27 protein-coding genes and 1 tRNA gene are annotated in these 26586 nt (G+C 56.8%); 12 read left to right on the forward strand and 16 right to left on the reverse strand.

Features of this window, described 5'->3' with window-relative positions; translation table 11 throughout:
- Positions 1–374: 374 nt before the first annotated feature.
- The gene (locus tag NYR50_RS10120) at positions 375–1847 is read left to right on the forward strand and encodes a DEAD/DEAH box helicase (RefSeq protein WP_418135840.1); all 1473 of its coding nucleotides are present in this window, start codon (positions 375–377) and stop codon (positions 1845–1847) included.
- Between the two features lie 228 nt (positions 1848–2075).
- Here NYR50_RS10120 and NYR50_RS10125 read toward each other — a convergent pair whose 3' ends face one another.
- The 4 genes from NYR50_RS10125 to NYR50_RS10140 form a co-directional block, all read right to left on the reverse strand.
- Positions 2076–2984: a DMT family transporter gene (locus NYR50_RS10125; protein ID WP_418135841.1), complete on the reverse strand. Its 909-nt coding sequence runs from the start codon at positions 2982–2984 to the stop codon at positions 2076–2078.
- Between the two features lie 162 nt (positions 2985–3146).
- Positions 3147–3542, reverse strand: coding sequence for a DoxX family protein (locus NYR50_RS10130; RefSeq protein WP_418135842.1), 396 nt, complete (start codon positions 3540–3542; stop codon positions 3147–3149).
- Between the two features lie 235 nt (positions 3543–3777).
- Positions 3778–4395 carry a L,D-transpeptidase gene (locus NYR50_RS10135; protein WP_418135843.1) on the reverse strand — a complete coding sequence of 206 codons (618 nt, stop codon included), beginning with the start codon at positions 4393–4395 and terminating at the stop codon, positions 3778–3780.
- A gap of 78 nt (positions 4396–4473) precedes the next feature.
- Positions 4474–5370, reverse strand: coding sequence for a DMT family transporter (locus NYR50_RS10140; protein WP_418135844.1), 897 nt, complete (start codon positions 5368–5370; stop codon positions 4474–4476).
- A 444-nt stretch (positions 5371–5814) separates the two neighbouring features.
- Here NYR50_RS10140 and NYR50_RS10145 point away from each other — a divergent pair, with 444 nt between their 5' ends.
- The 6 genes from NYR50_RS10145 to NYR50_RS10170 all read left to right on the forward strand — a co-directional run bounded on the left by NYR50_RS10145 (position 5815) and on the right by NYR50_RS10170 (position 10656).
- Complete coding sequence (locus NYR50_RS10145; RefSeq protein WP_035214895.1) at positions 5815–7224, forward strand: circularly permuted type 2 ATP-grasp protein; 1410 nt, start codon at positions 5815–5817, stop codon at positions 7222–7224.
- Between the two features lie 3 nt (positions 7225–7227).
- The gene (locus tag NYR50_RS10150) at positions 7228–8169 is read left to right on the forward strand and encodes an alpha-E domain-containing protein (protein ID WP_418135845.1); all 942 of its coding nucleotides are present in this window, start codon (positions 7228–7230) and stop codon (positions 8167–8169) included.
- A 21-nt stretch (positions 8170–8190) separates the two neighbouring features.
- Positions 8191–9012: a transglutaminase family protein gene (locus NYR50_RS10155; RefSeq protein ID WP_230060707.1), complete on the forward strand. Its 822-nt coding sequence runs from the start codon at positions 8191–8193 to the stop codon at positions 9010–9012.
- Between the two features lie 3 nt (positions 9013–9015).
- A complete protein-coding gene (locus NYR50_RS10160; RefSeq protein ID WP_418135846.1) occupies positions 9016–9612 on the forward strand; it encodes a methyltransferase domain-containing protein in 597 nt (198 codons plus the stop codon).
- A gap of 117 nt (positions 9613–9729) precedes the next feature.
- Positions 9730–10194 carry a GNAT family N-acetyltransferase gene (locus NYR50_RS10165; RefSeq protein WP_418135847.1) on the forward strand — a complete coding sequence of 155 codons (465 nt, stop codon included), beginning with the start codon at positions 9730–9732 and terminating at the stop codon, positions 10192–10194.
- Positions 10195–10245: 51 nt separating this feature from the next.
- A complete protein-coding gene (locus tag NYR50_RS10170; protein WP_418135848.1) occupies positions 10246–10656 on the forward strand; it encodes a VOC family protein in 411 nt (136 codons plus the stop codon).
- 201 nt (positions 10657–10857) lie between these two features.
- On the opposite strand, the gene araD1 is transcribed toward NYR50_RS10170, so the two are convergent.
- The 4 genes from araD1 to chvE all read right to left on the reverse strand — a co-directional run bounded on the left by araD1 (position 10858) and on the right by chvE (position 15859).
- Positions 10858–11853: a 2-keto-3-deoxy-L-arabinonate dehydratase AraD1 gene (gene araD1 / locus NYR50_RS10175; protein ID WP_418135849.1), complete on the reverse strand. Its 996-nt coding sequence runs from the start codon at positions 11851–11853 to the stop codon at positions 10858–10860.
- Positions 11854–11972: 119 nt separating this feature from the next.
- Positions 11973–13169, reverse strand: coding sequence for a sugar ABC transporter permease GguB (gene gguB / locus NYR50_RS10180; RefSeq protein ID WP_006311699.1), 1197 nt, complete (start codon positions 13167–13169; stop codon positions 11973–11975).
- Positions 13166–14704: a sugar ABC transporter ATP-binding protein GguA gene (gguA, locus tag NYR50_RS10185; RefSeq protein WP_418135850.1), complete on the reverse strand. Its 1539-nt coding sequence runs from the start codon at positions 14702–14704 to the stop codon at positions 13166–13168. The genes gguB and gguA overlap by 4 nt, the downstream gene beginning before the upstream one ends.
- Before the next feature lie 90 nt (positions 14705–14794).
- The gene (gene chvE / locus NYR50_RS10190; protein ID WP_269712384.1) at positions 14795–15859 is read right to left on the reverse strand and encodes a sugar ABC transporter substrate-binding protein ChvE; all 1065 of its coding nucleotides are present in this window, start codon (positions 15857–15859) and stop codon (positions 14795–14797) included.
- Between the two features lie 254 nt (positions 15860–16113).
- Between chvE and NYR50_RS10195 the strand changes: the two genes are divergently transcribed.
- Both NYR50_RS10195 and NYR50_RS10200 read left to right on the forward strand, forming a co-directional pair.
- The gene (locus NYR50_RS10195; RefSeq protein WP_174009046.1) at positions 16114–17118 is read left to right on the forward strand and encodes a LysR family transcriptional regulator; all 1005 of its coding nucleotides are present in this window, start codon (positions 16114–16116) and stop codon (positions 17116–17118) included.
- A 73-nt stretch (positions 17119–17191) separates the two neighbouring features.
- A complete protein-coding gene (locus NYR50_RS10200; protein WP_418135851.1) occupies positions 17192–17668 on the forward strand; it encodes a hypothetical protein in 477 nt (158 codons plus the stop codon).
- A gap of 54 nt (positions 17669–17722) precedes the next feature.
- On the opposite strand, the gene NYR50_RS10205 is transcribed toward NYR50_RS10200, so the two are convergent.
- Positions 17723–17986, reverse strand: coding sequence for a hypothetical protein (locus NYR50_RS10205; RefSeq protein WP_418135852.1), 264 nt, complete (start codon positions 17984–17986; stop codon positions 17723–17725).
- A gap of 259 nt (positions 17987–18245) precedes the next feature.
- On the reverse strand, positions 18246–18752 hold the full coding sequence (locus tag NYR50_RS10210) for a MarR family winged helix-turn-helix transcriptional regulator (RefSeq protein WP_418135853.1): 507 nt from the start codon (positions 18750–18752) through the stop codon (positions 18246–18248).
- A 523-nt stretch (positions 18753–19275) separates the two neighbouring features.
- Here NYR50_RS10210 and NYR50_RS10215 point away from each other — a divergent pair.
- Both NYR50_RS10215 and NYR50_RS10220 read left to right on the forward strand, forming a co-directional pair.
- A tRNA-Arg gene (locus tag NYR50_RS10215) sits at positions 19276–19352 on the forward strand.
- Positions 19353–19430: 78 nt separating this feature from the next.
- Positions 19431–19871, forward strand: a complete 441-nt coding sequence (locus NYR50_RS10220; RefSeq protein WP_418135854.1) for a DUF6538 domain-containing protein — start codon at positions 19431–19433, stop codon at positions 19869–19871.
- A gap of 48 nt (positions 19872–19919) precedes the next feature.
- On the opposite strand, the gene istB is transcribed toward NYR50_RS10220, so the two are convergent.
- The 3 genes from istB to NYR50_RS10235 form a co-directional block, all read right to left on the reverse strand.
- Positions 19920–20732, reverse strand: coding sequence for an IS21-like element helper ATPase IstB (gene istB, locus NYR50_RS10225; RefSeq protein ID WP_418135855.1), 813 nt, complete (start codon positions 20730–20732; stop codon positions 19920–19922).
- Positions 20722–22248, reverse strand: a complete 1527-nt coding sequence (istA, locus tag NYR50_RS10230; RefSeq protein WP_418137260.1) for an IS21 family transposase — start codon at positions 22246–22248, stop codon at positions 20722–20724. Before istA ends, istB begins: the two co-directional genes overlap by 11 nt.
- A gap of 106 nt (positions 22249–22354) precedes the next feature.
- Positions 22355–23029 (reverse strand): DUF7424 family protein, encoded by a 675-nt coding sequence (locus NYR50_RS10235; protein ID WP_418135856.1) that lies wholly within the window; start codon positions 23027–23029, stop codon positions 22355–22357.
- Between the two features lie 169 nt (positions 23030–23198).
- Between NYR50_RS10235 and NYR50_RS10240 the strand changes: the two genes are divergently transcribed.
- The gene (locus NYR50_RS10240) at positions 23199–23462 is read left to right on the forward strand and encodes a helix-turn-helix domain-containing protein (RefSeq protein WP_418135857.1); all 264 of its coding nucleotides are present in this window, start codon (positions 23199–23201) and stop codon (positions 23460–23462) included.
- A gap of 3 nt (positions 23463–23465) precedes the next feature.
- On the opposite strand, the gene NYR50_RS10245 is transcribed toward NYR50_RS10240, so the two are convergent.
- The 3 genes from NYR50_RS10245 to NYR50_RS10255 form a co-directional block, all read right to left on the reverse strand.
- On the reverse strand, positions 23466–24626 hold the full coding sequence (locus NYR50_RS10245; protein WP_418135858.1) for a hypothetical protein: 1161 nt from the start codon (positions 24624–24626) through the stop codon (positions 23466–23468).
- Positions 24610–24966 (reverse strand): hypothetical protein, encoded by a 357-nt coding sequence (locus NYR50_RS10250; RefSeq protein ID WP_418135859.1) that lies wholly within the window; start codon positions 24964–24966, stop codon positions 24610–24612. The genes NYR50_RS10245 and NYR50_RS10250 overlap by 17 nt, the downstream gene beginning before the upstream one ends.
- 136 nt (positions 24967–25102) lie before the next feature.
- Positions 25103–26365 carry a RelA/SpoT domain-containing protein gene (locus NYR50_RS10255; protein ID WP_418135860.1) on the reverse strand — a complete coding sequence of 421 codons (1263 nt, stop codon included), beginning with the start codon at positions 26363–26365 and terminating at the stop codon, positions 25103–25105.
- Positions 26366–26586: the final 221 nt, after the last annotated feature.

Below are 26586 nucleotides of genomic sequence, written 5' to 3' on the forward strand. Positions count from 1 at the left end.
TTTTTAACCATAATTCTTCGCCTGTGGGGCCGCGTTCCGATGATAGCCGGCAACCGATGCGCATGGCTGCCATGCGCTATCAGGCGGCATCGTTACAAAACTATCGCTTGACTTTGACGCACAAAACGCCCACATCCCGGTCAAGCTTTCACCTTCGGCAGCCGCGTGAGCTGCAGCGTATGAACCAAGACCCCCTTGGACCGCATGTAGGAAAAGCGCAACGAATACAGAAGACGGCATTTGCCGCACTGATGCGCAGAAAGTTATTCCAACCCACAAGTTCCCAATTCACGCGGGGTTCTTGACGCCGAAACCACCGGACAGCAGCCCTGTTCCGGATGAGTTTGTTTTGGCACCCCGAAAGGCAATATATATTGACCAGTTTTAGCGAACTCGGCCTCTCCGAAAAGATTGTGGCCAGCGTTACCCAGCTTGGCTATACGACCCCTACTCCCATTCAGGCGAAAGCCATTCCGCTGCTGCTCGAAGGCCGTGACCTGATCGGCCTCGCACAGACCGGCACCGGCAAGACGGCCGCTTTCGGCCTGCCGATCATCGAAATGCTAATGAAGCAGGCGGATCGTCCGGCAAACCGCACCACCCGCACGCTGATCCTTGCACCGACCCGCGAACTGGTGAACCAGATCGGCGACAACCTGCGTTCTTTCGTGAAGAAGACGCCGTTGCGCATCAACCAGGTTGTTGGCGGCGCGTCGATCAACAAGCAGCAGCTTCAGCTCGAAAAGGGCACGGACATCCTCGTGGCGACTCCTGGCCGCCTGCTGGACCTCATCGCCCGCAACGCCATCTCGCTCTCGAAGGTGACGTATCTCGTTCTCGACGAAGCCGACCAGATGCTCGATCTCGGCTTCATCCATGATCTGCGTAAGATTTCCCGCATGGTTCCGCCCAAGCGCCAGACGCTGCTGTTTTCGGCCACCATGCCGAAGGCCATTTCCGAGCTTGCCAGCAACTTCCTGACCGACCCGATCAAGGTCGAGGTCACGCCTCCGGGCAAGGCTGCCGACAAGGTCGAGCAGTACGTGCATTTCGTCGCCGGCAAGAACGACAAGACCGACCTCCTCAAGAAGTCGCTCAACGAGAACCCGGATGGCCGCTCCATCGTTTTCCTGCGCACCAAGCACGGCGCGGAGAAGCTTTACAAACATCTCGAACATATCGGTTTCAAGGTCGCCTCCATTCACGGCAACAAGAGCCAGGGCCAGCGCGAGCGGGCACTGAAGGGCTTCAAGGATGGTGAGATCAAGGTTCTGGTCGCCACCGACGTCGCTGCCCGCGGCATCGATATCCCGGCCGTAACGCACGTCTTCAACTACGACCTGCCGGAAGTGCCTGACGCCTATGTTCACCGCATCGGCCGTACCGCCCGCGCTGGCCGCGACGGCATCGCCATCGCTTTCTGCGCACCGGACGAAACCCGTCTGCTGCACGACATCGAAAAGCTGATGAAGATCGATATTCCGGTTGCATCTGGCGAACGTCCGGCTGGTCTTGCAAGCCCTACACGCCCCAACAACAACCGTGGCGGTCGCAACAACAATGGCGGCCAGCCGCGCGGCCCGCGTGAAGGCGGCCGTCACAACGGCGAATCCCGCCCGTCCCGCAACCACGCGCCGCGTGACGCGGACAACGATCTGGAAGTAACCTCCGACTTCAAGCGCGTGAAGCAGGCTGAAGGCGACGCAGGCCGCCCGTCCGGCCCGCGCAAGCAGCGCCGCCCGGCTCGCAAGCCCGGCGGCAGCGGCGCCAACCGCCACGCACCTGCTGGCGGCAACGGCCAGGAAAAGCGTGCTTCCGGCAACGGCAATCGCGGCCGTAGCCGCTAAGGCATAATCGATGGGCAGAGAGCGTGCGGCGTTGCCGCGCGTTTCTTCTCCCCGAGGGGGAGAAGGTGGCCCGAAGGGTCGGATGAGGGGCGACGTTGCCGTATCTCACCACCCTTGCCCCTCATCCCGCTGCCGCGGACTTCTCCCCCCACGGGAAGAAGAAACAAGCGGAAACCGCTCGCTCATCAAGCCCCGCAAGCCACCAGCCTGCGGGGTTTTTCTTTGCCGTCACCCACCCTGCGCAACCGGCCGACGTCTTGACGGCAAGGTCATGGCCAGCACGCCTGCGATCACGCAGACCAGCCCCACCCACATGGCTGATGTCGGCACTTCCCCCAGAAACACCATGCCGATGGCAACCCCGACCGGCACCCGGAGATAAGCCTGCGAGGTGGTGCCCACCGAGCCCAGCGTCTGCATCAGCCGGAAATAGATCATGAAGGCGAGCGCGGTGGAAAAGACGCTGAGGCACACAAGTGCCGTTAACGATGCCGCCGAAGGCGACAATGTCCAGGGCCGGTCAACGATCAGGCTGACCGGCAACAACAGTACGGCGCCGCAGATCAACGAGCCGGCGGCAGGCATGACAGGATCGAGGCCCTTGAAGTTTTTGCTGAAAATAGCAGCACAGGCATAGGAAAACGCCGCCGTCAGCACTGCAAGCTGGCTCCATATCGTCTCCCCTGCCCCACCAAGCGCTTCCATGCCGATGATGAGGCAAACACCGGTCATGCCGGCAATGGTGCCGAACAGCTTGCGGCCGCTCACCGCCTCATGGCGGATGACAAGCGCGGTGAGAAGGAAGGTGAAGATCGGTGTCGTGGCGTTGAGAATGACGGCAAGCCCGGCATCGATGCTCTGTTCCGCCCAGGCGATCAGCGTGAAGGGTAACACGCTGTTGATGCAGGCCTGAACGAAGAAAAGCCACCACGTTGCGGGATCGCGCGGCAACCGCAGCCCGCGCAGCCGGATGACCACCAGAAGCAGGAGACCGGCAATGAGGGTTCTTGCTGCAATGAAGGTCAAGGGCGGAATGGTCTCCACCCCGATCTTGATGAACGTATAGGATGCGGCCCACAGCGTGGACAGCAGGGCGAGAAACAGCAATTCACGGGCGATGGTGTTCTGAGGTGTCACGGATCAATTTTCCAGCTGCGTTTAGGATGAACCGTTCCTAGCCCGAAAACAAGCATCTATGCTTCGGTGACGACCGAAGTTTCCGCCGCATCAAAACGATGAGGCCCCGCATGGTTCCAGCCATGCGGGGCCTCAATAAAGATCGGTGATGACAGCGGGCGATCAGGCCCGGCGTTCATCCACCGAGAAAGCGCCCGCACCGGCAAACACCAGATACAGGAAGATGAAGCAGAACAGGATGGCGGCATCACCACCATTCAGGGCCGGAAAGAAGCTCTTCGGCCCGTGCGCCATGAAATAAGCGACAGCCATCTGGCCGGACAGGATGAAGGCGACCGGACGTGTGAACAGGCCGACCAGCACAAGAAGGCCGCCAACGGCTTCCAGAAGCGCCGCCACCAGCAGCATCGTCGGCAGAGAGCCGTCCATCTGCGATGCCGGGAAACCAAACAGCTTCTGCGTTCCATGCGAAATGAAAAGCAGCGCCGTCATGATGCGTAGCGCACCGAGTGCCTGCGGGCGATAGCGGGAGAGATTATCTGAAATTGCCATGGTCATGTGTCCCCGTTGAAGTGGTGCGACGCTCGATACAGCGCAATCATGCGTTTATGGATACACGTCTCGAACACCGGAAATCACGTTTCCGATATAGCAGAACTCCCTTAAATACGGCAGAGGGAGCATTCTACACATGGTTGATTTTCCATCATAAAATCCGACCTTCGTGGAAAAAATCAACCCAAGGATACAGGCATTTTCAGGCGCGGCAAAGGCGGAAAAATCCGCCTCTCCGTCAGGCCTGCAGCACCACGACCTTGGATCCGACCGGCACGCGGCTGTAAAGATCGATGATGTCGTGGTTCAGCATGCGGATGCAGCCGCTTGACATGGCGTGGCCGATGGATTGCGGCTGGTTGGTGCCATGCAGGCGGAACATGGTGTCGCTGCCACTGCGATAGAGATAAAGCGCACGCGCGCCGAGCGGGTTGTTGGGGCCACCAGGCATGCCGCCGGCGAATTTCAGATTACGCGGATCACGGCGCATCATGTTTGCGGTCGGAGTCCACGAAGGCCATTCCGACTTGCGGCCGATATAGGCATCGCCCTTCAGCGCAAGCCCCTGGCGACCGACGCCGACGCCGTAACGCATGGCGCGACCATCGCCCATAACGTAATAGAGCCGCCGCGCCGGCGTATCCACCACCACCGTTCCAGCCGGATGGCTGGTGTCATAGGTGACTTCCTGCCGGCGCAGTTCCGGCTTGACCTTATCGAGATGCATGGCGGGAAGCGGAAACTTCTCTTCCGGTTTCGCCGCATAATTGAGCCTCTGCTCGCCAATACCGGTGTGTGCGCAGCCAGCCAGAAACAGCGGCAGTCCGAACAGAACACCACGACGTGAAATAGACATGTAACCCCCGCCAAATCATGTGATTAACGAGAGGTATAATTTTATGGTTAACAAATCTCTAATATGAGGTTGCAGTAATTAACGTACCGCAACCGACGCCGCAGGTTTGCGATTGGCGAGATAAACCCCCGTCACCGCCAGAACCGTGCCGGCAATCATGGCCGGCGTCAGGGTTTCCCCGAAAAGCACGGCGGCTTCCACGGCGGCCAGCGGCGGCACCAGATAGATCAGCGAGGCGGCGCGTGAGACCTGACCGCGCCGTATCAGATAAAGAAGCAGCGCCACCGCACCGATGGAGATGGCGCCCACGGACCAGCCAAGCGTGGCGGCAAGCCCGAGGCTCCAGTCCACATGCCCATCTTCCAGCAAAAGCGCGAAGGGAACGGTGACCAGCAACGCCCCGACATATTGCAATGTCGCCACGGCCATGATGTTTCCGCCATGGACATACTTCTTCTGGTAGAGCGTGCCATAGGTGACCGACACCATGCCCAGCACATTCACCGCCACGGCGTAAAGCGGCACCGACATGCCAAGCACACCAGTCGCCATCACCTTCGGCAGCACGGCGATGGCGATGCCCGCAAAACCGAGCAGCAGACCCGCGCGCTGCAGCGGCGAAATTCTTTCCCCAATCATGAAGCGGGCGGCCACCGCCGTCATCAGCGGCTGCAGGCCGGCGATAATGCCGCCGATCGCGGCCGGCACGCCCTGCCCGATCGCCCACCAGATCATGCCGAGATAAATGCCATGCAGAAACACACCGGAGAGGATCCCCCGCAGGACATCGGCACGCTGCTTCGGCCACGAAATGCCGGAAAACCGGCAGATCGCCCATAATAGCAGACCAGCCAGCAGATAACGCAGACAGAGGAAGGTCAGCGGCCCGGTGTAATGAACGGCATATTTGGCAGTGACCCAGCCGGTCGACCAGAGAAAGACGAAGATGGCCGGAGCCAGACGGTCGAGCGACATGAGCATCTCCTGTGCCGCACGACAATGCCACGGGCGATTGCTGCCGACGGGCGCGATGCGGCGAATTGGTCTTTCTGCGGCCAGGCGCGAACCGGCAAATGATCAGGGCCGGTCAGCAAGGCGCTATCCCCCTCGCCATGAAAGGTCAAAGGTGTTTTTGTGATCACATCTTTCAGATTTTCTGATGCGAAATCCGTGATCTTTCAACCGAAAGCGAAAGAGTAAAATTTGTGCATTCGCCCACGCTGCACACAGGCCGATAGCTCGCTTCGATCCCGCTACAAAGCGCAACCAATCTACCCGTGCTGCATTTATAAGCAAACACCGAAAAAACGCTTCTTTTTTAAAACTCTAGGGCGGTAAAAAATCTTCACGGAGGCCTCCGCATAGTTCTTGCATTGCATTTCTCGTTGTATTCATATGGCAAAAAAGGGGACATCGAAGTTGGCATTTGACGAAATGATAAATGCGGACAACGCGCCGCGAAGCCCATATGAAAACTATAACGAATGGTACAGCCGGCAGGACAGGGCGCACCTGATCCAGAAGTCAAAAGACGCGGAAAACATCTTTCGAAAAACCGGCATTACTTTCGCAGTCTACGGCCATGCCGACAGTTCAGAAAAACTGATCCCCTTCGATATCATCCCGCGCATCATCTCCGGACGTGAGTGGCGCAAACTGGCTCAAGGGATCGAACAGCGCGTTCTCGCCCTCAACGCTTTCCTCGACGACATCTACCACAAGCAGGAAATCATTCGCGCCGGTCGCATCCCCCGGGAGATCATCGAGAAAAACGTCGCCTTCCTGCCGGAAATGATCGGCTTCACCCCACCAGGCGGCGTTTACACCCACATTGTCGGCACGGATATCGTCCGCACCGGCGAAGACCAGTTCTACGTTCTGGAAGACAATGCCCGCACTCCGTCAGGTGTCAGCTACATGCTGGAAAACCGCGAAACGATGATGCAGATGTTCCCGGAACTCTTCCATGAAAACAAGGTGCGGCGGGTCGAGGACTACCCCTATCAGCTGCGCCAGTCGCTCGCCTCGCTGGCACCGCCCGGCTGCACCGACAAGCCGCGTGTCGCCATCCTCACCCCCGGCATCTACAATTCCGCCTATTACGAACATTCCTTCCTCGCCGACATGATGGGCGTCGAACTGGTGGAAGGCTCCGACCTGCGCGTCATGGACGGCAAGGTCAAGATGCGCACCACGCGCGGTTACGAGGCGATCGACGTGCTCTACCGCCGCGTCGATGACGACTTCCTCGATCCCTTGACCTTCCGGTCGGATTCGGCACTTGGCGTGCCCGGCATTATGGATGTCTACCGCGCCGGCAACATCACCATCGCCAATGCCCCCGGCACCGGCATTTCCGACGATAAGGCGATCTATTCCTACATGCCTGAAATCGTCGAATTTTACACCGGTCGCAAACCGCTTCTCGAAAACGTGCCGACCTGGCGCTGTTCAGAGCCGGACAGCCTGAAATATGTGCTCGACAACCTTGCCGAACTGGTCGTCAAGGAAGTCCACGGTTCGGGCGGTTACGGCATGCTGGTCGGCCCCACCGCGTCGAAGAAGGAACGGGCGCTGTTTGCCGAAAAGCTGAAAGCCCGCCCCTCCAACTACATCGCGCAGCCGACGCTGTCGCTCTCCACCGTGCCGATCATGGTCAAGAACGGCATCGCGCCGCGCCATGTCGATCTGCGTCCCTATGTGCTGGTGTCGGACAAGGTGAAGATCATCCCCGGCGGCCTGACCCGCGTCGCCCTCAAGCAGGGTTCGCTGGTGGTCAATTCCAGCCAGGGCGGCGGCACCAAGGATACATGGGTACTGGAGGATTAAGCCATGCTGGGCAGAACGGCAAACGGGCTCTACTGGATGTTCCGGTATATCGAGCGCGCTGAAAACATCGCCCGGCTGATCGATGCGGGCCTGCGCGTTTCACTGACGCGCTCAGGCAGCGGCGATGAGGACTGGGACGGTGTGTTGCAGAGCGCCGGCGTGCACGAGGAATTCCTCGAAACGCGCGAAAAGGTGACGGCGGCCAATGCGATCGACTATCTCCTGCGGGACAAGGCCAATCCTTCCAGCGTCATGTCCTGCATCGAGGCGGGCCGCAACAATGCCCGCATGGTGCGCACGGCGCTGACGCGCGAGACATGGGAAGCCACCAACGAATTCTGGATCGAGCTGAAGAACATCCTCGGCCGCAAGCTCAGCCACGCCGAGCTGCCGCAGACCATCGATGTCATCAAACATCGCGCCGGTCTTGTCCGCGGCGCTTTCCACGGTTCCATGCTGCGCAACGATCTCTATAATTTCTCCCGCATCGGCACCTTCATCGAGCGGGCCGACAACACGGCCCGCATCCTCGACGTCAAATATTACGTGCTGCTGCCGGCCGTGGCGCATGTGGGCTCCTCGCTCGACAATGCGCAATGGGAATCCATCCTGCGCTCGGTCTCGGCGCACCGTTCCTACGGCTGGGTCTATGATGCGGAATACAAGCCGGCCAATATTGCCGACTTCCTCATTCTGAACGGCCGCATGCCGCGCTCGCTTGCCTATTGTTACGAGAAGATCGCCAGCAACCTTAATTACATCGCCGAGGATTACGGCGAGAGGCACAAGGCGCATGATACGGCGGAAAGCATCCGCGACAGCCTGCGCAAGACGACCATCGCCCGTGTCATGGATGAAGGTCTGCACGAGTTTCTGGAGAGATTCGTCAACCGGAACGGCCAACTGGGGCAGGAAATAATGGAAGGCTACCGCTTTTATCTATAAGCGCGTGGACGGGGACAGCTTATGCGTCTGAAAATCACCCATACGACCGAATATGTCTATGACGAGCCGATGCCCTATGCGTTGCAACGGCTGCGCCTGACGCCACAGACCGGCCCGTGCCAGACGGTAGAGAACTGGGATGTCTCGGTCGATGGCGCCACCGTCGAGGTGACCTATGATGACCATTTCGGCAACCGGGTCGCGCTGGTGGAAACGGAAGGCCCGCAAAAGCGAGTGAAGGTGGTGGCGAGCGGCACCGTCAGTACCGAAGACAAGGCGGGCGTGGTGGGTTATCACATCGGCAACGCGCCGCTGTGGCTTTTCCTGCGCGAGACGCCGCTGACCAAGCCGGGCAAACTGGTGCGCGAACTGGTGAAGGTCAGCACGGGCGATACCGAGCTTGAGCGCCTGCACGACCTCATGGAGAAGATCAACAGCAAGGTGGAATACGTGCCGGGTTCGACCGACACCGAAACCACGGCCGAACTGGCATTGGAAGCCGGCAAGGGCGTCTGTCAGGATCATGCCCATATCCTCATTTCCGCCGCCCGGCTGATGGGCCTGCCCGCCCGTTATGTTTCCGGTTATCTGATGATGGAAGACGTGGCGGAACAGACGGCCACCCATGCCTGGGCCGAGGTGCATCTTCAGGGGCTGGGCTGGGTCGGCTTCGACGCCGCCAACAATATCTGCCCCGATGACCGTTACGTGCGCATCTCATCCGGCCTCTGCTACCGCGATTGCGCGCCGATATCAGGCATGCGCATCGGCCCGGCCGGTGAAACCTTGAATGTATCGGTCACCGTGCAGCAGTCACAGAGCCAGAGCCAGTCGCAGAGTTGAGACATGACCGCTAGGGACGACGAGACGATCGGCTTTTATACCGGCCATGCCACCGCCTATACGTCACGGGGGCAGGACCCGGATCGCCCGCAATTGGAGACATTCCTGGCGCGACTGCGAGCCGGCGCGAGCATCCTCGAATTGGGATGCGGCGGCGGACAGGACAGCGAATACATGCTGTCTGCCGGTTTCGATGTTCACCCCACCGATGGAACGCCTGACATCGCAAAGGCAGCGCAAGTCAGGCTTGGCATTCCCGTCAGAACATTGCTGTTCGAAAATATTGAAGATGTGGCGCTTTATGACGGCGTCTGGGCCAATGCCTGCCTGCTGCATGTGCCCCGCCCTGCCCTGCCGGGCATTATCGGCCGCATCCACACGGCGCTCAAACCGGGCGGCGTTTTTTATGCGAGCTTCAAGGCGGGAGAAGCGGAAGGCCGCGACACGTTTGGCCGTTATTACAACTATCCTTCCAAAGCCTGGCTTGAGGAAACCTACGGGCAATTCGCCTGGACGGAAGTGGAGATCGAGGCCCGGCAGGGCAGCGGTTATGACAAGCTTCCCACCGACTGGCTGCATGTGACGGCCACGAAAGCCTGACCCGGCGCGGCAAGTTGGCGGTTGCGAAAGCACCTCTCGACCGTTTAAATCGCGGCATCGATTTGCATGCATGCTCCGGCCTCAACCCGCTCGTGGCAGGCTGGACGGGAGAGGGTTTTGTACAGGATTTCCGACTATCGCGACTGCCAGTCCCATGGCCCCACCATCGCGGACCGCGTCTGGACGGCATGGTGGCAGGATAGCGGCCTCAAGGTCGGGGACGTCGCCGAGCACCTGCAGGACATGACCAACCCCCATAACCTGCCCACCGGCTTCGTCGCCCATGATGGCGATGATTATGTCGGCTCCGCCTTCCTTATCCATTGCGATCTGGAGGAGCGCCCGCAATATCTGCCATGGGTCGCCGCTCTCTGGGTAGAAGAAGGCAGGCGGCGCTCGGGCGTTGCCCGCGCCCTGATGCAGGCCGCAACGCAAAGGGCCGCCGAACTCGGTCATGAGACCAGCTATCTCTGCTGCCAGTGCGATCTCGAAACCTATTACATCAATTGCGGCTGGACCGTTCTGGAACGCGGCGTCGGCAAACACGATCTGACAGTGCTGACTTTCAGCACCAAAACATAGGCCGCCCGACACATCCCGTGCCGGACAGCCCATGCACTACCGGAGGAAACCATGCGACCGCCAGCCGCCCTGATGGAAACCGCGATCTACGCGGATGATCTCGACGCCGCCGAGGCCTTTTACCGCGATGTTTTCGGACTGGAGATGGTGCGCAAACTGCCCGGGCAGTTCATCTTCTTCAAGTGCGGACAACAGATGCTGCTGATTTTCGATCCGCAGCAATCCGGCAGGGCCGCCCTCGATAATCCCATCCCGCGCCACGGGGCAGTCGGACAAGGCCACTTCTGCTTTTACGCAAAGGATAAATCGGAAGTGGACGGCTGGAAGTCCCGCTTCGAAGAACTTGGAATTCCCGTTGAACACTATCATCGCTGGCCGAATGACAGCTATTCCGTCTATATCCGCGATCCCGCGGGGAATTCGGTAGAGGTCGGGGAAGGCAGGCTGTGGGGGTTCGAGTGAAGTCCGGACCACCTGTCACACAACGGTCGAGAAAGAAACGGCGATCCCCTCCTCCGTCATCCTCGGGCTTGTCCCGGGGATCTAACCACGTCGCGTAAGATCAATCGCTTGCAGATCCTCGGGACAAGCCCGAGGATGACGTCGAGGGGGAGTGACGCAGGGCGCCCCACCCTCGACCATTGTCATACGCAGTCCGTCAGATCAGATCTGCCGAACCACGATCTCTTCTTCCGACTCCACCGCCAGCGGGTTCTTCAGTGGCAGGCCGAAACCGGCGGCCTCGATTTCGAACACGTCGCCCGCTTCCGGCTTGATGCCTTCCGCGAAGGAGAGCGTTGCCGTGCCGAACATGTGCACATGCACATCACCAGGCGCGCGGAACAGGCCATATTTGAAGTGGTGATATTCAAGGTTCGCAAAGGTATGGGACATGTTGTCCTCACCCGAAACGAACGGCTTTTCGAAGATCACCTTGTCGCCGCGACGGATGCGCGAGGTGCCGCGAATATCAGAAGGCGCCGCGCCGACGCGGATTTCCGGGCCGAAGCTGGCCGGGCGCAGCTTGGAATGGGCGAGGTAGAGGTAGTTGACCCGTTCGGTGACGTGGTCGGAAAACTCGTTCGAGACGGCAAAGCCGATACGCACAGCCTCACCCTTGTCGGAAATCACATAGATGCCGGCCATCTCAGGCTCTTCGCCACCATCGAGCGCGAAGGACGGAGAGGTGAGCGCCGCACCCGGGGCCGCCGCCACATGGCCGTTGCCCTTGTAGAACCACTCGGGCTGAACGCCCTTTTCGCCGGCCTTCGGCTTGCCGTTTTCCAGACCCATGCGGAACATTTTCATGGAATCCGTCAGGCTTTCTTCGGCGGCTTCCGTGGTCTTCTTGTGCATGCTGTCACGGGTCGCGGCAGAGCCGAGATGGGTAAGACCAGTGCCGGTCAGATGCAGATGCGCCGGATCGGGATGGGTGATCGGCGGCAGGAAACGGCCTTCGGCATAGGCCTTGTCGAGATCGACGGCATCGCCCAGACCATGGGCGGAAATGACATCGGCGAGGCTCTTGCCGCCATTGGCGGCTTCCATGGCGAGCGCATAAACCGAGGCTGCACCCTTGACGGCGCGCGCCTGCCCGCCGTCTTCGCGAACCGCGACGGTGATGTTGCCACTGGCATCTTTGATCTGTGAAATGAGCACGGGATTTCCTTCCTCAGGCGCAATGCGCCTTGTCTCTTCTACGCGGTGCATTGCACCTGCATCTTATGAAAGTGGCCGGAAACCGGCCACTTTTTTGACTGCGATAGGAGTTGGGCCGATCAGCCCTTGTTCTTGTTGTAGACGTCGAAGAACACGGCGGCGAGCAGCACGAGTCCCTTGACCATCTGCTGGAAGTCGATTCCGAGACCGACGATCGACATGCCGTTATTCATGACGCCCATGATGAACGCGCCGATAACAGCACCGGTGATCTTGCCAACGCCGCCGGAGGCCGAAGCACCGCCGATGAAGCAAGCTGCAATCACGTCAAGCTCGAAGCCCACGCCTGCCTTCGGCGTTGCCGAGTTGAGGCGGGTCGCGATGATCATGCCGGCAAGACCGGCCAGCACGCCCATGTTGACGAAGGTGAGGAAGCTCAGGCGTTCGGTGTTGATACCGGAAAGCTTGGTCGCCTTCTCATTGCCGCCCATGGCGTAGACACGGCGACCGATGGTCGTGCGGCGCGTCACGAAGCTGTAAAGCGCGATAAGAACCAGCATCACGATCAGAACGTTCGGCAGGCCACGATAGGTCGACAGCTGGTAACCCAGGAACAGGATAGCGCCAGAGATCAGCAGATTCTGCACGATGAAGAAACCGAACGGCTCCACGTCGATGCCATGCTTCACGTTCACCACGCGACGGCGCCATGCCAGATAGAACAGCGCGACCGTAATCAGCACCGTCAGGATCATCGATGTGGTGTTCAGACCTTCGATGCCGCCGATATCGGGCAGGAAGCCGGTGCTGATGACCTGGAAATCGGTCGGGAACGGGCCGATATTCTTACCGCCGAGCACGAAAAGCGTCAGGCCGCGAAACACCAGCATGCCCGCCAGCGTCACGATGAACGACGGAATGCGGTGATAGGCGATCCAGTAACCCTGGGCAGCACCGATGATGCCGCCGATGACGAGACAAATCAGCGCCGCCAGAAACGGGTTCATGCCCCACTGCACGGTCAATATAGCCGCGATCGCGCCGACGAAGGCGACGATGGAACCGACCGAAAGGTCGATATGCCCGGCCACGATGACGAGCAGCATGCCAAGCGCCATGATGACGATGAACGAGTTCTGCAGAATGAGGTTGGTCAGGTTCACAGGGCGGAACAGGATGCCGCCGGTGTAGAACTGGAAGAAAACCATGATGGCGACGAGCGCGATCAGCATGCCGTATTCGCGGATATTGGAGCGAATATACGACCCGACCGAGATGACGTTGCTTTCTTCGTTTGTGGTGTTTGCCGAACTCATGAGTTCTTCTCCCCTGAGCGCATGATAGCGCGCATGATGCTTTCCTGGCTCGCCTCTCCCTTCGGCAATTCAGCGACGATGCGGCCTTCGTTCATGACGTAGATGCGGTCGCAATTGCCGAGCAGTTCGGGCATTTCCGATGAGATCATCAGAACGCCTTTACCATCGGCAGCGAGCTGGTTGATGATGGTGTAGATTTCGTATTTTGCGCCAACGTCGATGCCGCGTGTCGGTTCATCGAGGATCAGCACATCAGGGTTGGAGAACAGCCACTTGGAGAGCACAACCTTCTGCTGGTTGCCGCCCGAAAGATTGACCGTTTCCTGGAAGATGCCCGATGACCGAATGCGAAGACGCGTGCGGAAATCGCTCGCCACCTTCATTTCCTTGATGTCGTCGATGATGCTGGCCTTCGACACGCCGGCGAGATTTGCCAGCGTGGTATTGTGCAGGATGTTGTCGTTGAGCACGAGACCGAGATGTTTGCGGTCTTCGGTCACATAAGCGAGACCGGCGTCGATCGCCTTGCGCACGGTGCTGACATCGACAGGCTTGCCATCGATCAGCACGTCGCCGGTGATCCTGTGGCCATAGGACTTGCCGAACACGCTCATCGCGAACTCGGTGCGCCCTGCCCCCATCAGCCCGGCGATGCCGACGACTTCGCCCTTGCGCACGGTGACGTTGATGTCGTGCAGGACCTGGCGGTCGCGGTGCTGCTGGTGATAGGCGTTCCAGTTCTTGACTTCGAGAATGGTCTCGCCGATCGGCACATTACGCGGCGGATAACGATCTTCGAGATCGCGTCCCACCATGTTGCGGATGATGACATCCTCGCTGATTTCTTCCTCATGACAGTCAAGCGTCTTCACCGTCATGCCGTCGCGCAGCACGGTGATCTGGTCGGCCACCTTGCGCACTTCGTTCAGCTTGTGGGTGATGATGATAGACGTCATGCCCTGATTGCGGAATTCCATCAGGAGGTTGAGCAGCGCCTCGGAATCGCTCTCGTTGAGAGAAGCCGTCGGCTCGTCGAGGATGAGCAGCTTCACGCTCTTCGACAGTGCCTTGGCGATTTCGACCAGCTGCTGCTTGCCGACGCCGATATCGGTGATCAGCGTCTCGGGCGATTCCTTCAGACCCACCTTCTTCAGGAGTTCGCGGGTACGGTTGAAGGTCTGCTGCCAGCTGATGACGCCGTTCGAAGCGACTTCGTTGCCAAGGAAGATGTTTTCCGCAATCGACAGGAGCGGCACGAGTGCAAGCTCCTGGTGAATGATGATGATACCAATATCTTCACTGTCGTTGATGGCGCGAAAATTCCGCACTGCGCCTTCATAGTGGATTTCGCCCTCATAGGTGCCGGCGGGGTAAACACCGGAAAGGACCTTCATCAAGGTCGACTTCCCCGCGCCGTTCTCACCGACGAGTGCGTGGATCTCACCCTCTTTCACCTTGAGGTTGACGTTCTCAAGCGCTTTCACGCCCGGAAACGTCTTGGTGATGTTCCGCATTTCGAGAATGGTATTGGCCATATCGCAATCCAGCGCCCGATTAATTCCGGCGTTTTTATTTTTATGGAAAAACGGGGATGACGCCAAGCCATCCCCGCATGTGTCTTCAGCTTATTTCAGCTGGTCTTCCTTGTAGTAACCGCCGTCAACGAGAACCTGCTTGTAGTTCTCCTTGGTCACTGCAACCGGCTTCAGCAGGTAGGACGGAACAACCTTGACGCCATTTTCATAGGTCTTGGTGTCGTTCACTTCCGGTTCCTTGCCTTCCATGACAGCGTTGACCATGTTCACGGTCACCTTGGCGAGTTCGCGGGTGTCCTTGAAGATGGTGGAGTACTGCTCGCCGGCAATGATCGACTTGACGGAAGGAACTTCAGCGTCCTGACCGGAAACGACCGGCAGCGGCTGGTCCTTCGTGCCATAACCAACGCCCTTCAGCGAGGAAATGATGCCGATGGAAAGACCATCGTAAGGCGACAGAACGGCGTCAACCTTGGCGTCGGTGTAATAAGCCGACAGGAGGTTGTCCATACGGGCCTGGGCCGTTGCCGGATCCCAACGCAGCGTGCCGACCTTGTCCATGCCCATCTGACCGGACTTCACGACCAGCTTGCCGCTGTCGATGTAAGGCTTCAGGACCGACATTGCGCCGTCATAGAAGAAGAAGGCGTTGTTGTCGTCAGGCGAACCGCCAAAGAGTTCGATGTTGAACGGACCCTTGCCATCCTTCAGGCCGAGCTTGTCAACTATCGAAGTTGCCTGCAGAACGCCAACCTGGAAGTTGTCGAAGGTTGCGTAGTAGCTGACGTCGCCGCTGTTGCGGATGAGGCGGTCATAAGCGATGACCTTGATGCCCTGCTCGCCGGCCTGCTTCAGAACGTCCGACAGCGTCGTGCCGTCGATCGACGCGATCACGAGGACCTTGACGCCCTTGGTGACCATGTTTTCGATCTGGGACAGCTGGTTCGGAATATCGTCGTCAGCATATTGCAGATCGGTCTTGTAACCGGCTTCCTGCAGCTGCTTCACGATGTTGTTGCCGTCGTCGATCCAGCGTGCGGACGACTTGGTCGGCATCGCGATACCGACAGAACCCTTGTCCTGTGCGAAAGCCGGCGCTGCGAAAGACGCAGCACCGATGGCACAAGCTGCCATCAGCGAAATAATGGACTTCATTAACTCTCTCCCTTGAGCCTTCTCTGGAGCCCGCATGCTGCGGTGCACCATGAAATTCATGCCGTCACAAGTAAGGAGCCGCGCTGCGCTCGCTCCATTTCGCAGTTGCGAAAAGAAACAGCTGCCGCTCCTCCCCGGCATTCCGCAAATTGTTCTGAATCCATATAACTGTCAAATAGAATAAATCAGTTTCCATATATCAATTATGATATATTAAATCGATACAAAAACCGATGAGGGGTATAAAACGACGAATGAACAACCAAAAAGTGTATGAGCAGGCGCAAACAACAGAGGCTCTTTTCGTCTTTGAAGACAACCCTCTGCTGCGGGCCGGATTAAAGATGAGCCACCTGCGCATGCTGGTCATGATCGAGGAGCACGGACAGGTCAGCGCGGCGGCGGCCGCCATGAACATGACGCAGCCCGCAGCCTCGCGCATGCTCTCGGAAATGGAAGCAATCGTCAAATCACCGCTTTGTCAGAGAGCCTCGCGCGGCGTGGTGCTGACGAAATTCGGCGAGGCGCTGGCGCGCCGGGCGCGCACCATATTGCTGGAACTGCGCGAAGCGAGCCGCGAGCTCAATCAGATGAAGTCGGGCAGCGGCGGTTCGGTCTATATCGGCGCCGTCACCGCACCAGCGATCAGCCTCGTCGTTCCCGCCATCAGGCGCGCCATGGACACCTATCCCGGCATCGAAATCAACGTACAGGTGGAGAGCAGCAATGTGCTCGCCCGCGAACTGCTGGCGGCGCGTCACGATTTCATCATCGGCCGCATTCCCGATGACTTCGATCCCGGCCTCTTTTCCATCCACGAAATCGGCATAGAGCGCGCCTGTCTGGTGGTGCGCGAAGGCCACCCGCTGCTGCGCGGCGAGCCCGTGACCCTGCAGGATCTCTCCGGTTACGACTGGGTCTTCCAGCCACCCGGCGCGCTTCTGCGCAGAACGATGGAGGATGTCTTCCTCACCCATGGCGTCGCCATGCCGCGCAACGTCATCAACACGCCATCCGTGGTTCTCACCCTTGCTCTCGTCTGCAATACCGACGCCATCGCCCCCATCGCGCAGGACATGGCCGAATTCGTTGCCGGACAGCAGGCGGATATCGGCCGAACCCGCATTTTGTCGACGGATTTCGAACTCGTGGTCAAGCCTTACAGCATCATCACCACCAAGGGCCGGGTGCTGCCGCCCAGCGCCCGCCTGCTTTACGATCTGGTGCTGGATGAAAGCCGCAAGCTGACCAACACCTGACGACGGCAAGCCCGACACCACCTTCATCCTTTATAGAAGCCCGATCATTGAGGCCGGCGCAGGGAACAGCCGCATGCTCTTCGGACAATCCGTCTTCCAGTCGGTCGTCGAAAGACTGAAACAGGAGAAAGAAGAAGAAGAAGCGGAGGCTTCACCGCCCGCCGGCCACCGCATTGCCGGTTTCAGCTCGGGTTTCGTCGTCGATACCCATATCGAAGCGCCGCAGCCGGCAAACGGCAATCTCGATGCCTATCTCGCCTTCCTGGCCGACCCCGCGCCACCGCCGGAACCTCAACCGGAGCCCGAACCGGAACCGATGCCGGCCCATCTCGAAAAAACCGCGCTTGCCGATGTGTCCGCGGAACTGGCGATCCAGGAAACTGACACGGCCGCAACCCTTGCTGAAAAACGCCGGGCTTTCGCACGGCTCAATCATCCCGATGGGGTGAAACCGCAATTCCGGCACAATGCCACTCTGCGCATGACGGCCGCGAATCTGCTGATCGACCAGGCGCTTCGCATGCTGCGGACCCGGGAGCATTTCCGCTGAAACCGGGTGGTGAGATTAATACGGGAAATGCTTCAAACCGAAAATGAGGCCGCTTCAGCCCGCATCGTTCTTATCGGCAGGCGCGCTTTCGGCGGCAGGCTCCCCCGCTCCATCCTTGGACACAGCGGCATTGCTCGCGGGTTTGAACTTCAGCAGCAATTCATAAGCCGCATAAGCGCCGATGCCACCGACGATGGTTCCCCAGAAAAACTCGCGATTGACGAATTCGATGACGGCCCATGCGGCGCAAAAGCCGACGATGAGCAACCGGACCCATAGCGGGCGATAAAGCGGGTGACTCGTATCGATATTCAGCATGGCGTTCCGGTCTCCGGCCTTTCCAGTCAATCGCATGGTAGCGGCTCTCGTGCCGCAGGGCGCGAAGATATCCATGCGTCTTGGCGGTTTCACAGGCAAATTGCAACGCAATTCAGCCCGCGGCCAATCAGACTGCCGTGAAAAACCGGAACGGGAGATTGTCACCGCAGCCGCGGTCGATGGGAAAACGGCACCATGGACGCTGCACGCGCCTCTTGCGGACGCGAGGATCTTCGATTGCCGTCAGCCTCTTCGATTTTCAGTCGCGCAGGCGTCCCAGCAGGGCCAGAAGCTGATCGCGGGCCTTCTTGCCGCCGATCCTGTCGATCAGCTTTTCCTCGCGGTCCCGCCATGTATTGGAAAGCCGGTCGAGCAGGCTGCTGCCCTCGTCCGTCATGTCGAGGAAATGAACGCGCCTGTCCTCTTCCGACTTGCGGCGGACGAGCAGCCCCTTCTCTTCCATGCTGTCGACGATCGCGACGAAATTGGCGCGCTGAATGCCGAGCGCTTCCGCCACATCGCTCTGTTTCAGCCCCGGATTACCGCCGACGATGACGAGAACGGAAAAATCAGCCGGCCGCAAACCCTGCTCGGCCAGCACATCGGCAAAACCGTTTGCCACGGCAAGTTGCGAGTGCCGCAAATGATAGCTGATCGCAGTCGTCAGCAACCCATAGTCGATTGCCGTATTATGCGCGGCTTCCGCGCTGCCGCTTTCGCTCTTTTCCGTCCGCGGCCCGTTGCTATGTGCCAGTCGCAAAGCCATCCGATCCCCCGCCTGATTCGTTCCCTTACCTTGTCGAAGTTATAACCGACAACGCTGCGAAACTGTATCCCAAATAAATGTAGATGATACTAATATTGTATAATAATTTGACAGTTAAACGCCGGAGAAGCAAGTCGGAACCCGAATTCAGCACCCGACGAACGGAAAAAGTATGACTATTTACCCGCCAATTTTCAGGGGGTAAAATCGTCTCCGGGACCGAGATTGAAGGGCATTGCCACGATCCGACCGCCCCTTCACAAAAGTGACAAAACAGCAGACGGACAGGGCAATAAGATACTACTTATAAGAGAAAATCGATTACGGTAAAAAAGCAATACGTCAAACGACGCATCACCCGCATTGCCGCGGAAAAAATCCGCGACCACTCCGCAAAAGGCCACCACACCCGCCCCCGCCCGAAAACAGGCAAGGTTTCGCAAATCTTTGATTTTTAGACATTGATGCAAAAACAAAGCTGGGGTATGAACCAACCGCTGCACGCGATTCAAGCGTGACCGCTGCACCCGTAGCTCAGCTGGATAGAGTGTTGGATTCCGATTCCAAAGGTCACAGGTTCGAATCCTGTCGGGTGCGCCATTTTACTCAACTAAATTATTGTTTTTATTGGCACATCAGGTGATTTCATGACCTATGCAGTACAAAGGAAGGTACAAATTGCAAAGAATTTCAAGGGAGCTCGCAAACCTCTACCGCAATGACACAGGAACCTACGTATTCCGAAAAGCCATCCCCGAAAAATATCGTAAGCTCGCGGGGAGACGTGAATTCAAGATGTCCCTCCGCACCAAAGAACTCACCGTTGCGGTTAGTAGGTATGAGGCTGCAAAGAAAGCCGCAGACGTTGAGCTGACACGGCTCACACAAGGCATTGCGTCGGAAAAGGTACTGAGTTTTGAAGATGCATCCAATCTTGCGAACTCTCAGGGCCGAGAACTGATTGATCTTGCGACTCTCCTGAAACATCCGCCGGCGTTTATCGAGACCGTCGCAAAATGGGACGTCGTCCCCAACAAAAACCCACGAACGTTTTCCTCACTATTCAATGCTGGCGGCAACGATATCATGCTTTCAGGCCTAGTAAGCTGTTACTGTTGATTTCCACTGAGAGCTGACCCGGCGTTTCCACCGAGAAGTGACCCGCCTTTAGGTATCGTTTGTGGTGGTCGTAGTGGTCAAGGTCCTGCGTTTCTCCTTCGTCGGTTTGGGTTCATGAGCCGAACTGTTCTTGAAGCGGAAGCTGTCGTTTCCGGTCTCGAGGATGTGGCAATGATGAGTAAGGCGATCGAGCAGCGCGGTGGTCATCTTCGCATCACCGAAGACGCTGGCCCATTCGCTGAAGCTGAGGTTGGTCGTGATGATAACGCTGGTGCGCTCGTAAAGCTTGCTCAGCAGATGGAAGAGCAGTGCACCACCTGAGGCGCTGAACGGCAGGTATCCCAGCTCGTCGAGGATGACGAGATCGGAATGGACGAGGCGATTGGCGATCTGTCCCGAACGACCTTGGGCCTTCTCCTGCTCCAGCGCATTGACCAACTCGACGGTGGAGAAGAACCGGACCCGTTTGTGATGATGCTCGATGGCCTGGACGCCGATCGCGGTTGCGATATGCGTCTTGCCCGTGCCGGGACCACCGACCAGAACGATGTTGTTTGCGTCATCGAGGAAGTCGCAGCGATGAAGCTGTTGCACGAGCGCCTCGTTGATCTCGCTGCTGGCAAAGTCGAAGCCATTCAGATCACGGTAAGCGGGGAAGCGTGCCGTCTTGAGCTGATATGCCGTCGATCGGACCTCTCGTTCGGCCGTTTCCGCCTTGAGAAGCTGGGACAGGATTGGAATGGCAGCCTCGAACGCCGGCGATCCCTGTTCGGTCAGATCACCGACGGCGTGGGCCATTCCGTGCATCTTCAGTTGCCGCAGCATGATGACGATCGCGCCGCTTGCCGGGTTATGACGCATGGCGAACCTCCGTCTTTCTCAAGGTATCGTATCGTTCGACATTGGCCTTGGGCTCGTTGGTGAGCGTCAGGGCCTGAGGTGCGTCGAGGGTCGGCGGCGTGAAGGTTTTTCCGTCGACGAGGCGATGCAGCAGGTTCAGGACATGCGTCTTCGTCGGAACACCGGACTTTAGCGCCATGTCGACGGCCGAGAGCACTGCCTGCTCGTCGTGCTGAAGAACGAGTGCCAGGATATCGACCATCTCGCGGTCGCCACCTGGCTTCTTGAGCAGATATTGTTGCAAGGTCCGGAATGCATCGGGAAGCTCGACGAATGGAGCGCCGTTGCGAAGCGCCCCTGGCTTTCGCTGCACCACCGCCAGATAATGCCGCCAGTCATAAATGGTTTGGCCCGGTCGATCATGCGAGCGATCAATGATGCGACGGTGCTCACAAACGATTTGGCCTTCCGCGGCAACAACAACACGATCCGGATAGACCCGCAGGCTCACCGGTCGATTAGCAAAGGATGCCGGAACGCTGTAGCGGTTACGCTCCAGATGCACGAGGCAGGTAGGTGTGACCCGCTTCGTGTATTCGACAAACCCGTCGAACGGCCTGGAAACGGGCATGAGGGCTGGAACTTCCTCAGCCCAGATGTCGGCGATAGTGCCACGCATCTGGCCATGTGGCGTCTTGTCCCAGAACTCCTTGCACCGAAGCTCAAGCCAATCATTCAGGGCTTCCAATGATGGAAAGCGAGGGATCGGTTGAAAGAAGCGATGACGGGCATCCTGAACGTTCTTCTCGACCTGTCCCTTTTCCCATCCGGACGCTGGATTGCAGAACTCGGGCTCGAACACGTAGTGACTGGCCATTGCCATGAAGCGCACGTTGACGTCTCGCTCTTTGCCACGGCCGACCTTGTCGATCGCTGTGCGCATGTTGTCGTAGATGCCGCGGCCAGGGATGCCACCGAAGACGCGGAACGCGTGATTATGGGCATCGAACAACATCTCATGCGTCTGCAGCAGATAGGCCCGGACGATGAAGGCGCGGCTGTAGCTCAGCTTCGTATGGGCGATCTGCAACTTGGTGCGCTCATTGCCGATGATCGCCCAGTCTTCCGACCAGTCGAACTGGAAAGCCTCTCCGGGCTCGAATGCCAGCGGCACAAATGTCCCACGGCCCGTCGTTTGCAATTCTCTCTGCCGATCATCACGCCATTCCCGAGCGAATGCCGCAACGCGGTTATAGGAGCCCTCATAGCCGATGCTCATAAGATCGGCATGCAACTGCTTCATCGTCCGCTTCTGCTTGCGGCCTTTCTTGGATTCTGTCTTCAGCCAGGCCGACAGTCGATCCGCAAACGGATCAAGCTTGCTCGGCCGCTCCGGGACGTTGAACTTCGGCTCCACGCCGTTGGCGCGCAGGTATTTGCGGATGGTATTCCGGGACAAGCCAGTCCTGCGGCAAATCTCCCGGATTGAGAGATGGTCTCGAAAATGCCAGCGTCGGATCACGCTCAGTAACGCCATGTCGATCACTCCAGAGCCCCCACTGAAAACATGCGAGGGACGGTTGAAACATGGGTCAATTCTCAATGGAAATATCGGGCTGCGCCGGGTCAGCTCTCAGTGGAAATCAACAATTTTGGTATTTCCAGCCCAGTAGAAACGCCCAGCCGTTCTTTCCGAGAAAGGCGGTCTTAACGTTGCCAAGCTCAATGATCGCTTCTTCACGGGGCTGAAGGTCCCGATCATTCCTGTTGTCAATGGCTTCGCCGTCCACAAACGAGCCGGGAATGAAGAAAACTGGGACCGGATTGCCGGTGTCATTATTGACTGCGATCGAGACACGCGTGTCAGAGAGCTTGATGTTCGACATCATGCTAATCCTCTTCAGATCGTCCTGAAGTTTCGCGTATTTCTGCGGATCGAACCGCAGTGATATAGGATCGACATTCTCATCAGGTCTTTTGCCAGCCTGAAGCTCGATCAGATATTTGATGGGCGCGTCTTCACGCTCAGGGACAGCCAGTCGTGTTGTTGCCTTGATCGACATGCGACCATTCATGCTTGCTGCGATTTTCTCGCATCCAAGCAAAGTAGCCTTCTCAAAATGAGCTGCCACGGCCTCTAGAATCTTTTGGCCGGAGGACTTTTGGCATTCCTGCTCTATGCTCGTTTCGTAGACGTCGATTTTGATTTCGACCGGTATTTCAGCCGGTGCCGCTGATGAAAGAAGCTGTTGAACGTCTCGCAAATAGACTGTGGCTGAAACCTTCTGCTCACAGCCAGCCAATGCAACTGCGACCAAGCAGAAGCTCGATAATTTTCTGATCAAATTTTATCCCCTTACCCCAATATCAAGACGCGAAATCAAGCCCGAGCTCTGAACGAACTCAGACAATTATAGATTTAGAGTCCTATATAACCACGTTTATTATAACGTGGTGCGGAGAATGCCAAGGTGGTTTTTTACGACCATGGATATTCAAGAAACCTTCGCGCTAAATCTCCGCAGAATCCGGGTTGCAAAGCAGATCTCACAGGACGAGCTCGCGCTCACGTCAGGCGTAGAGCGTTCGTACGTGGGCTATGTTGAGAGGGCCGCAAAGAACCCCACAATCAAGACCGTAGAGAAGCTCGCCATCGCGCTTGGATGCAAGGTGTCCGAGCTCTTCGAAGAGATTGCAGAAGGTGGGGAAAAATCGATCACGACGCTTCCTCGTGGCCGGAAAAGCAAATAGCCCTCAGAAGTCCTTCTTGATTCCCGACTGCCCTGCGAATTTCGAAAGATAGCTATCTACGCCAGCCGAGATGAGCGGCGTTATGCGGCTGCATCCCCCGGAAAATCGAACACGATCAGTAGGCTCAATAGGCATGGTTTTGTAGAGCTGGAAAAGCTTGTAATCGGCATCCTTTTCCATCTTTTTTGTCGCCTTATCCCATAGCGACTGGATATCGATGCCTTGGCTTCCGGCAAAGTTATCCATTTCCTTCATTCTGGTTTTGGCACTGTTAAGGCCGAAACTGCCGGAATAGCTTAGGTCGCAGATGGCCTTCGCGAGGATATAGGTTTCGTAAACCGTCGATATGTATTCGGCAGCTTCATCATGGGGCTGCTGTGACGATGACGATGCGCGCGGATCAGGTTTAACATCCGCAACCCGTTCTGTCGGCTTCGTAGGAGGCTCTACAGGCGTAGTTTCAATGCTCGCGACCTGATCCAGTCCGTAGCGGCAAATACCATTCCAAAGCGCTTGAGAACGGCTGACAAGCTCGGCAGGCACATCGCCGTTCAGTTCTTCTGCCAAATCGCTGCCAACTCCCACAAGAGCTTTCTTGTCGGTCCAATAGACTGTGCCATTATCGGCATCACAGTACAGGAGTACCCGCTCGGCATCGACTTTCGCTTCGACCAAATTCGACAGGCTTTCTTTGCGATCCAGCCGCTTCACCGGAATGCGGAACAAACTTCCATCGAAAGAAATGGAAACCTGATCAGGCAGTTTTTCAAGCGTCGGAGAAGGCGCGGCACGCTTTGATATTTTGGCGAACTCTTTCTGGCAAACGGCCTGCCACAGTTCCCATGTGAACTTTTCTGCGCTGCTTGGAGTCTGTTTAACCCGGATAGCGTGGTTGACATTCGCATCATCCAAAATCTGCGCATTTTGACGATTGCAGTTGACCACGAAATCGCGGATTTCGATCTCGCCAAAATTATTCGAGATGCGGACGGTCGCCATCACGTTTTGCTCAATAGACGTCTTTTGCGTCCCGGTCAGAAACATATCAGCATAGTGGCTCGAACGGCCTTCACTGGAAAAGTATTGAGCCTCTGCGGCCCGAGGTGTGCTCATACCGAAAAGAGCTACACCCGTCGTGAGCAAAACCTTATTTGCAGCGTTCATAGATGCCGGCTCCCTCAACATTGATCCGATCATTGCCGATGGGCGTAATTTTCAATGTATCCCGAACCGTTTCCCCTTCGGTCTCGCAGAGGATCTGAAGGACATGCGTGTCCTTCTGCTTGCTTTGACGTGTGATCTCGCAAGCGCCTTCATACCGAGCGATCTGCTTTTTGCCAATTTTGAGAAAGTCTTCAGTGCTTTCCTCTTTTACGGCAGCGCAGCTTTCAGCGTGTTTTCCACGCCATAAACCGATGATGGGCGCTTCATTTGCTTGAGTGTTGATAGGAAGGAATATGGCGAGCAGAAAAGTTGGCAGGAGATGTCTGGATAGACGATTCATGATGGCACCAGATTATTTAAAGCGAAAATAGCATTATAATATGTGGTTTTTAAAAACCATATTAAAATGCAAAATCTTATCTTCTGATTTGCTTCACCAGTTAAATAGGTCTTTATCCCGTGCGTGGAATGCCAGTTTAGGCGTACGCGTTAATCTCACGGCTCTTTTTTATATCTAGGGATATTGGATCGCTCCCAATTATCAGACCCTTGCGCCTCAGCTCGGCTAGCGAAGAGTCAAAAGTTGCAACATTGCGGCAAAAATGGTTTCGAAGAGTAGCAATGCTGATAGCCTTCTTGCCCCAATATTCACGGCGCTTCAGCGTAAACAATATTCGACGGGCTCCAACATCCAGTTCACTCCGCTTCGCCCACCCAATGATAGATGCCTCCATTGTTTCAAGTGCTTCATTGTGATGGTCGATACCGAAATAGTGGCTATGAGTCTGCGGCACGGTTGAAATATCCGAGGTGCCTATCAACACAACCTCGTAGTTCTCTTCTTCCGGAAACTGAGATTCATAACGAGTGTAAGCCGCTATTGCCTCGTCCGTATTTCTCCCAACCACGTCCCAAAGGACGAAATTCCCATCATTCCAGTCAAACACCAAGATCCAATTGTTCAGTTGCTCTCGATTATGCCCTTCACGTTCCGACATCGTACGGACAATGTCGGAATTGACATGACCACCAATGTTCTTACCTCCTGTCGTACTCGCGATGATTAGCTCGGCAGCCTGCCTTTTTTGCTGAAGCTCAATTTCCGCTATACTCTCGACAGCCTGATTTGTTTCAATTGAATGAAGAGCGTTTGAAAACGATTTGAAATAACCGATAACAACTGGATCGCCTTCTTTTTCTTTTAGTCTCTGTCCGTAGATCACTGACGTCCGCTCTATGCTTTCGGACCAATAGTGTTGGATACGGCTACGTAGCTGAAGTTCAATCTTCACCCCAGAAATTTCAAGAATAATATGGAAAGCTCGGTAGCCTGTGTCGTCCCTCCCTAAATCACGGTAATCGGTTTCTCGAACAATAGAGGCGAACGTTGAGTGATTGATTTTGTCGCGAATAAACGATCGCAGAGAGTCAACATCCGAATTCTTATCTACAATGATCCTACAGCCGCCAATGTCTTGTAACTGGGTTAGTCGGACACTCAATCTACGCAATTTTCTTAGTATCTGAGGCCGACGCTTTAGGCGTTGCGCAATGAAGTATCCTTGGTCATACGATTGGAGCCACTCTTGAATCTCCAAGGTAAATCTCGTCAAAGGCTCAAGATGTTGCTTTCTATAATCCTCAAATACATACTCCAGCTCAAGAGTTACTTCATCAAAATCCCTGCCAGAAATACTTAAGACGCTTCCCGCTTTGTCTATTTTCGACTTAGATACCATTTGATCCCCCAGCAACCTTTCGATTGCCTCTCATAAATTTAGAGGACGTCGAAACGTATTGGTCACCACTTCGTTAAGAGCAAAATTCCATCATCACAAGTTGTAGATGTCAACATATTTGGTGTTCGCGGTTGAAATTCGTATCGTCAACAAATTCGTTAATTCAGCTCGTTCACCTTCAAAAGCTCATGCCTCTTTTTGCAAATTAAAAGCCGATAGCT

This window comes from Agrobacterium sp. El2ro-1b (assembly GCF_048298475.1).
Classification (GTDB): domain Bacteria; phylum Pseudomonadota; class Alphaproteobacteria; order Rhizobiales; family Rhizobiaceae; genus Agrobacterium; species Agrobacterium fabrum.